The organism is Flavobacterium sp., from assembly GCF_028712645.1.
GTDB lineage: Bacteria > Bacteroidota > Bacteroidia > Flavobacteriales > Flavobacteriaceae > Flavobacterium.
The window spans coordinates 1-7,465 of sequence record NZ_JAQTPQ010000174.1 but is presented as its reverse complement, the minus strand read 5'-3'; the positions used below and the strand labels follow the sequence as shown (position 1 = coordinate 7,465).

At 32.4% G+C, this 7,465-nt stretch carries 6 protein-coding genes and 1 pseudogene; 6 read left to right on the top strand and 1 reads right to left on the bottom strand.

Annotated elements, in window-relative coordinates; genetic code table 11:
* Positions 1-127: 127 nt before the first annotated feature.
* A pseudogene (locus tag PHC28_RS12935) lies at positions 128-367 on the top strand (tRNA pseudouridine(55) synthase); the annotation flags it as partial.
* 426 nt (positions 368-793) lie between these two features.
* Here PHC28_RS12935 and PHC28_RS12930 read toward each other — a convergent pair.
* Positions 794-1,399, bottom strand: a complete 606-nt coding sequence (locus tag PHC28_RS12930) for a thioredoxin family protein (protein ID WP_300101216.1) — start codon at positions 1,397-1,399, stop codon at positions 794-796.
* Between the two features lie 171 nt (positions 1,400-1,570).
* On the opposite strand from PHC28_RS12930, the gene pyrH reads away from it, so the two are divergent.
* The 5 genes from pyrH to PHC28_RS12905 all read left to right on the top strand — a co-directional run.
* A complete protein-coding gene (gene pyrH / locus PHC28_RS12925; RefSeq protein WP_300101213.1) occupies positions 1,571-2,278 on the top strand; it encodes a UMP kinase in 708 nt (235 codons plus the stop codon).
* Positions 2,279-2,352: 74 nt separating this feature from the next.
* Positions 2,353-2,916 carry a ribosome recycling factor gene (gene frr, locus PHC28_RS12920; RefSeq protein WP_300101210.1) on the top strand — a complete coding sequence of 188 codons (564 nt, stop codon included), beginning with the start codon at positions 2,353-2,355 and terminating at the stop codon, positions 2,914-2,916.
* Positions 2,917-3,159: 243 nt separating this feature from the next.
* A complete protein-coding gene (locus PHC28_RS12915) occupies positions 3,160-5,577 on the top strand; it encodes an efflux RND transporter permease subunit (protein WP_300101207.1) in 2,418 nt (805 codons plus the stop codon).
* Between the two features lie 221 nt (positions 5,578-5,798).
* On the top strand, positions 5,799-7,232 hold the full coding sequence (gene asnS / locus PHC28_RS12910; protein WP_300101204.1) for an asparagine--tRNA ligase: 1,434 nt from the start codon (positions 5,799-5,801) through the stop codon (positions 7,230-7,232).
* Between the two features lie 91 nt (positions 7,233-7,323).
* A partial coding sequence (locus PHC28_RS12905; protein WP_300101219.1) for a hypothetical protein occupies positions 7,324-7,465 on the top strand: 142 nt, incomplete at its 3' end.

Here is a 7,465-nt window from a genome sequence, read left to right as displayed (position 1 = left end):
AACGCTTTTTTTTGAATTTGTCATAAATAAAAAAGTTTATTGAAACGAATTTCAATAAACTTTTGGAAACATCATATTTCATAATGCTTTACAGCATTTTCACCAACTATTTTTGACTATTAAACCAGAAATAGCAACTAGAAAAACCACAATTCACGAATTCGAGATTACTCGAATTGCACTTCCTGAAATTGATTTTAGAGTTGTTTGTAGCAAAGGAACTTACATTCGCTCCTTAGCCTTTGATTTTGGAAAAGCGATGAATTCTGGATCACACTTAATTTCTTTACGTAGAACAAAAATTGGTCAATACAATGCTAATGATGCTATGGATGTAACTTTATTTGAACAAAGTCTAGCCCATTAATTGTAATATAATACCAAACCCTAATAAACAAAAATTTCCTATTGATTCTTTTGAAATCAAATTGTAGAAATTTAAAACACTTTGGTTAATTACGTAAAGTTATTTTAATAATTAGTTGTGCTTTTACCACCATATAAGATAGCAGACACATAATCATAAAACTTGTCAAATAAATTTTTCATCACGATGTTTTTTAATTGTTAAACAATATCAAACACCAATAAAAAAAGTAAATTAAAAAAGTAGATCTGGTTGGGATAACAAATTTACGATTGTTTTTTTTAAAACAAAAAAATAATTATCAAAAACACTTAAATTGTTCCTATTTTTTTGCAATTTATAACTAAGTTATAATTTCAATACTATATATCTTACAATCAAGCGAATAAATAGTAATAAAAATAGATAAAACAACAATAAAAGCCGCTATTTTTCCAAATCAAGTATAAAATCGATCAGTTCATTTTGTGTAGAAAAACCATTATCATTCAAATACCACATTTGCAACTCAGCTTTTACAATTGCATCTACTTTACCAAATTTTTCTTTGTAATTTTTAATTAATTCAATAGCACCTTGTGGTCTTGGACCCCAACTTCCACAAACATTTCCGCTCTCCTTTTCCACAACAATCAATTTTGGGATTGATTTTGACCCGTCTTTCAAGAAAAAATTCATCAAATTCTCGTTTTCATAACGAAGAACAATTTTAAAGTCAATTTTTTTGGATTCGTTTGACAAAAAATTAAAAACTGGCAGTAATTGAGCACTATCGGAACACCAACCTTCAGCAATTACCAGCCAAGTATAGTTCTTTTTAATCAAATCCAATTTTAAAATGTTCTCTTTCGAAATTTTTAATATTTCATCTAAGTGATTCATCAAAGCATCATTCAAATTACTTTGGCGAATTAAATTTTCTGAATGGTCACTTCCCGTAGCTTTTCCTTCTAGCAACAAATTCTTTACTAATTTTCTGTATCCAGAGTAGGAATAACTATTAAATATAGCATTAGCAACTGTTGATTTCATATTTCCTCATTTATATAACTCAAAATTAGCACTATAAAAATAAAAAGAGGGTAACAAGTATTACACATAAAAAACTACAAATTAGAAAACGAACAAAAAAATAAACCCAAATATTATTTTAAAAAAAAATCAGAATATGTCTATATTTGCACAACTCAACTCAACAAAACAATGAAGTATAAAAGAATTCTCCTAAAATTAAGTGGAGAAGCGTTAATGGGCGATCGACAATATGGTATTGATCCTGTAAGATTAGGCGAATATGCCGATGAAATTAAGAAAGTTCACGAACAAGGAATAGAAATAGCCATCGTTATTGGTGGAGGAAATATTTTTAGAGGAGTTGCTGGAGCAAGTAACGGAATGGATCGCGTTCAAGGCGATTATATGGGAATGCTTGCTACCGTCATTAACGGAATGGCGTTGCAAGGAGCTCTCGAGGATAAAGGAATGAAAACACGATTGCAGACTGCACTAAAAATGGAATCAATTGCAGAGCCTTACATAAAAAGAAGAGCTGATCGTCATCTTGAAAAAGGGAGAATCGTAATCTTTGGAGCGGGAACAGGAAATCCATATTTCACTACTGACACAGCTGCTGTTTTACGTGGAGTTGAGATTAATGCTAACGTGATTTTGAAAGGAACAAGGGTTGATGGTGTTTATACTGCCGATCCAGAAAAAGATGCATCTGCAACAAAATTCAATTATATTTCTTTTGAAGATGTAATCAAAAAAGGATTGAATGTAATGGATTCCACGGCGTTTACCTTAAGTCAAGAAAACAAACTGCCAATTGTGATTTTCGATATGAATAAATCCGGGAATTTGTTGAAAATTTGCAAAGGAGAAAACATAGGAACTGAAGTAAATATTTAGTTAGTGGTTTTAAGTTGATGGTTTATAGTTAATCTTTCAACTACATAAAACACTAAACATAAAACCTAAAAAAAATGACTGAAGAAATTGAATTTATTTTAGATAGCACCCAAGAATCTATGGTGGGTTCTATTGCACATTTAGAAAAAACATTCTTGAATATTCGTGCTGGAAAAGCATCTCCCGCAATGTTGGGAAGTGTTTTTGTGGATTATTACGGTTCTGCAACCCCGCTTTCGCAAATAGCAAAAATTAGTGTTCCAGATGCAAGAACCATAACTTTACAACCTTTCGAGAAGAATATGCTACATACTATTGAGAAAGCAATAATGGTGGCAAACATTGGTTTCAACCCAATGAATAACGGAGATTTAATTATTATAAGCGTACCACCTTTGACTGAAGAAAGAAGAAAGGACTTGGCAAAACAAGCAAAATCAGAGGCAGAAGATGCAAAAATCGGGATTAGAAACGCCCGTAAAGATGCCAATTCTGAAATTAAAAAACTAGAAAAAGAAGGAACTTCCGAAGACATTTGCAAAAGAGCCGAAGACGAGGTTCAAACTTTGACAAATAACTTCATTAAGAAAATTGACGAACATCTTGCTATCAAGGAAGCCGAAATTATGAAGGTATAAGTTTCAACAAAAAATATAAATCCGTCCTGATAAAAATCGAGACGGATTTTTTATTTCCTTTTTAAGAAAATCAAATGATTAGCAACTTTCAAAAAAAAGAAAGAGAATTCATTTTCTTTTTAAAATATTTTTTTGGAGAAAAACAAATAAATGAAATCATAGCTAAAATAAACATAAATGTAACAAAGCTGCAAACATAATGTCTCACATTTTATTTACCTTTGCACCCATTTTAATCCTTTTATGAAAAAAACATTGAAAGTAGGATTCTGGGAATTCATCGCCAGAATGGTACTCACAAATAGACTCACAATACTAGCAGTTATCATCATCATAACCGCAGCTCTTGGTTCACAGTGGAAAAACATTCGATTTACCTTTACTGAAGCCAATCTTCTTCCTGACAATAATATTGTAAATAAGGAATATAAAGGATTCTTAGATAAATTTGGCGAAGAAGGAAACCTCATTGTTGTTGGAGTTAAAGACAGTACTTTTTTTACGCCCAAAGCCTTTATTGCTTGGAACAAATTAATGACCGATTTTAAAAACCAAAAAGAAATTGAGTTAGTTGTTTCAGTAAGTGATTTAAAAAAACTGCAAAAAAATGAGGAAAAACAAACCTTTGAGTTAGTCCCTTTCGTTGACCAAAATAAAACAAATAGCCCAGAATATCTCACGTCGATTAAAACCGAATTGTTTCAAAAAATGCCTTTTTATGAAGGTTTGCTTTTTAATAAAAAAAATGGAACAATTCGTTCTGCTATTTATTTAGACAAAAAGATTGTTAACACAATTGCACGTAAAGATTTTATCCTTAACTATTTTATCCCAAAAATAGAAGCCTATGAAAAAGAGACTGGTATCGATTTGCGTGTTTCTGGAATGCCATACATCAGAACGCTTAACGCAAAAAGTATTATTGATGAAATAAGTCTTTTTATTGGCGCATCCCTTTTTATAACCTCCTTAATTTTCTTCTTCTTTTTCCGTTCGTTAAGAGCCACTTTAATATCAGTAATTATTGTTGCTATTGGAGTAATGTGGACTTTTGGTTTTCTAGGATTATTTCATTACGAAATCACGGTTTTAACCGCAATAATTCCTTCATTGATTATTGTAATTGGAATTCCCAACTGCATTTTCCTAACCAATAAATACCAGCAGGAATATCTATCTCACGGAAATAAGGCAAAAGCACTACAAAGGGTGATTACTAAAGTTGGAACTGCAACTTTAATGACTAATTTGACAACAGCTGCTGGTTTTGCTACTTTTATCATAACCAATAGTGAATTGCTCAAAGAATTCGGGATTGTTGCCTCAGTTAGTATTATAGCGTTGTTCTTTTTATGCCTGATACTTATTCCTATATATTACAGCTATCAACCTGTACCAAAAGAAAAACATTTAGAACATTTAAACAGAAATTACACTCGTACATTAATGACCTGGATAGAAAAAATGGTACGCCAAAACAAACGTCACGTCTATCCAGCAGCTATATTTTTGTTTATCGTGAGTCTTTATGGCGCTTTCCAAATCAAGACTTCGGGGAGTTTAATTGAAGATATGCCTAAAAAAACTGGGTTTTACAATGATATTCTTTTCTTCGAAAAAGAGTTTGACGGAGTAATGCCTCTTGAAATTACCATTGACACAGAAAGGAAAAAAGGAGTTATGAAACTTTCGACTTTGAAAAAAATGGATGAACTTCAAAAAACCATTGAAGAAATTCCAGAACTTTCAAAACCTATTTCGATTCTAAATCTTGTCAAATATTCAAAACAAGCTTATTATAACGGAAATCCAGAATATTATGATTTGCCAACTTCTCAAGAGCAAACATTTATCTTGAGTTACGCAAAAAATACTGCCAAAGACAGTCAGAAAAACATAATGAAAAGTTATGTGGACAGCACAGGACAAGTTGCCAGAATTACCACTTTTATGAGAGATATTGGCACTGGTAATATGGAAAAAATTGAAAACAAACTAAAAACCAAAATCAACACAGTGTTTCCGTCTGACAGGTATAAAGTTACTATGACAGGAAAAGCTTATGTGTTCGAAAAAGGCACAAAATACCTACTTGACAATCTGGTTTCTTCCCTGCTTTTTGCCATTTTTCTGATTTCGTTACTGATGACTTTTATGTTCAGATCCTTCAAAATGGTGATAGTTGCTTTGATTCCAAATCTTCTTCCGTTAGTTATTACAGCAGGATTAATGGGTTATTTTGGTATTCCTCTGAAACCTTCCACAATACTGGTGTTTAGCATTGCATTTGGTCTTTCGGTTGACGACACCATCCATTTCTTGGCACAATACCGTCAGGAATTAGTTCGAAATAATTGGAAAATAAAACGCTCTGTTTATGCTACGATTAAAGAAGCTGGAGTGAGTATGTTTTATACATCGGTTGTATTGTTTGCTGGTTTTTCGGTGTTTATGTTATCCGATTTTGGAGGCACGGTCGCCCTCGGAGGATTAATTGCAGTTACCTTGATTTTCGGTATGTTGTCCAACTTGGTTTTATTACCTTCATTAGTACTTACGCTGAACAAAAAATTGGCAAATGAGCAAGAATTCATCGAACCAAAAATTGATGTTTTGGATTACGACGTAAATGATAGTGAAAATTTAGAAAAGCAAAAATAATTTTTCAAAAACTATTTGCCGTTTAATACTCAACCTTTTCTTGATTCAAAAACGACGCAAGAACTAAGGATGTCTTTTCAAACTATTTACTAAATTCCTATTGGAATAAAAGTATAGTGAAGGAATTACGGCTACAAAATCACAATAAATCATTTATATTTGTAATTCGATTTAGATTTATTTTGAAATGCTAAATCCTAAATTTTAAATCCATATTCAAAATGAAACATACAAGAGTTAAAGACTTACTAAACAGCACTAACATACTCCACAAAATAAATGCAAAAGGTTGGGTAAGAACTTTTAGAAACAATCAATTTATTGCATTGAATGACGGTTCAACAATTAATAATATTCAATGTGTTGTCGATTTTGAAAACACACCCGAAGAAACTTTAAAAAGAATCACAACTGGAGCTGCAATTTCAGTAACAGGTGATTTGGTTGAAAGTAAAGGTGCTGGGCAAAAATTTGAAATCAAAGTCGAAAAATTAGAAATACTCGGTGATTCAGATGCTGAGAAATTTCCAATGCAACCCAAAAAACATTCCTTGGAATTCTTGCGTGAAAACGCACATTTAAGAGTTCGGACCAATGCTTTTGGAGCGATTATGCGAGTGCGTTCGGTTTTGTCATTCGCCGTTCACAACTATTTTCAGGAAAAAGGTTTTGTGTATGTAAACACTCCAATCATTACGGGTTCTGATGCAGAAGGTGCTGGTGAAATGTTTAAAGTTACCGCTTTACCTTTCGACAATCCGCCAAGAAACGAAGATGGAAAAGTAAATTACAAAGAAGATTTCTTTGGAAAAGAAACTAATTTAACGGTTTCAGGACAATTAGAGGGAGAAACTTTCGCTATGGCATTGGGACAAATTTATACTTTTGGCCCAACCTTTAGAGCCGAAAACTCAAACACTTCTCGTCATTTGGCTGAATTTTGGATGATTGAACCCGAAGTGGCTTTCAATGATTTGAATGATAATATGGATTTGGCCGAAGATTTTATTCAGCACGTAATTAAATACACAATGGATAAATGTTCGGATGATTTGAAATTCTTAGAAGGACGTTTATTAGAAGAAGAAAAATCAAAACCACAAGCCGAAAGAAGTGAAATGGCTTTGCTAGAAAAGCTAAACTTTGTTTTAGAAAATAACTTCAAACGCGTTTCGTACACCGAAGCGATTGACATTTTGAGAGATAGCACTCCAAATAAAAAGAAGAAATTTAATTATATCATTAACGAATGGGGAGCTGATTTGCAATCGGAACACGAACGTTATTTGGTGGAAAAACATTTCAAATGTCCCGTGATTTTATTTGATTATCCAGCCAATATCAAAGCATTTTATATGCGTTTGAACGAAGACGGAAAAACAGTTCGCGCTATGGATATCCTTTTCCCAGGCATTGGAGAAATCGTAGGAGGTTCACAAAGAGAAGAACGCTTTGACGTTTTGGTCGAAAAAATGAAAGCCATAGGAATTGACGAAGAAGAATTATGGTGGTATCTTGACACTCGAAGATTCGGAAGTGCAGTTCACTCTGGTTTTGGACTAGGGTTCGAAAGATTAGTGCTTTTTGTAACCGGAATGACTAACATTCGTGACGTAATTCCTTTCCCAAGAACACCACAAAATGCAGAATTTTAAAAAAGTTTAATGTTGTTTAAAATTGTTTAATGTTGTTTAAATCACAACAACTTTAAACTCTTAAACCTTTAAACCTTTAAACAAATAAAAAATGTTAAAACAATTTCTAAATCTTAAATTATCCCAAAAATTTTCTCCACAACAAATCCAGTTGATGAAGTTAATTCAATTGCCAACGCAAGCTTTTGAACAGCGCATATTGGAAGAAATGAACGAGAATCCAGCATTAGAAA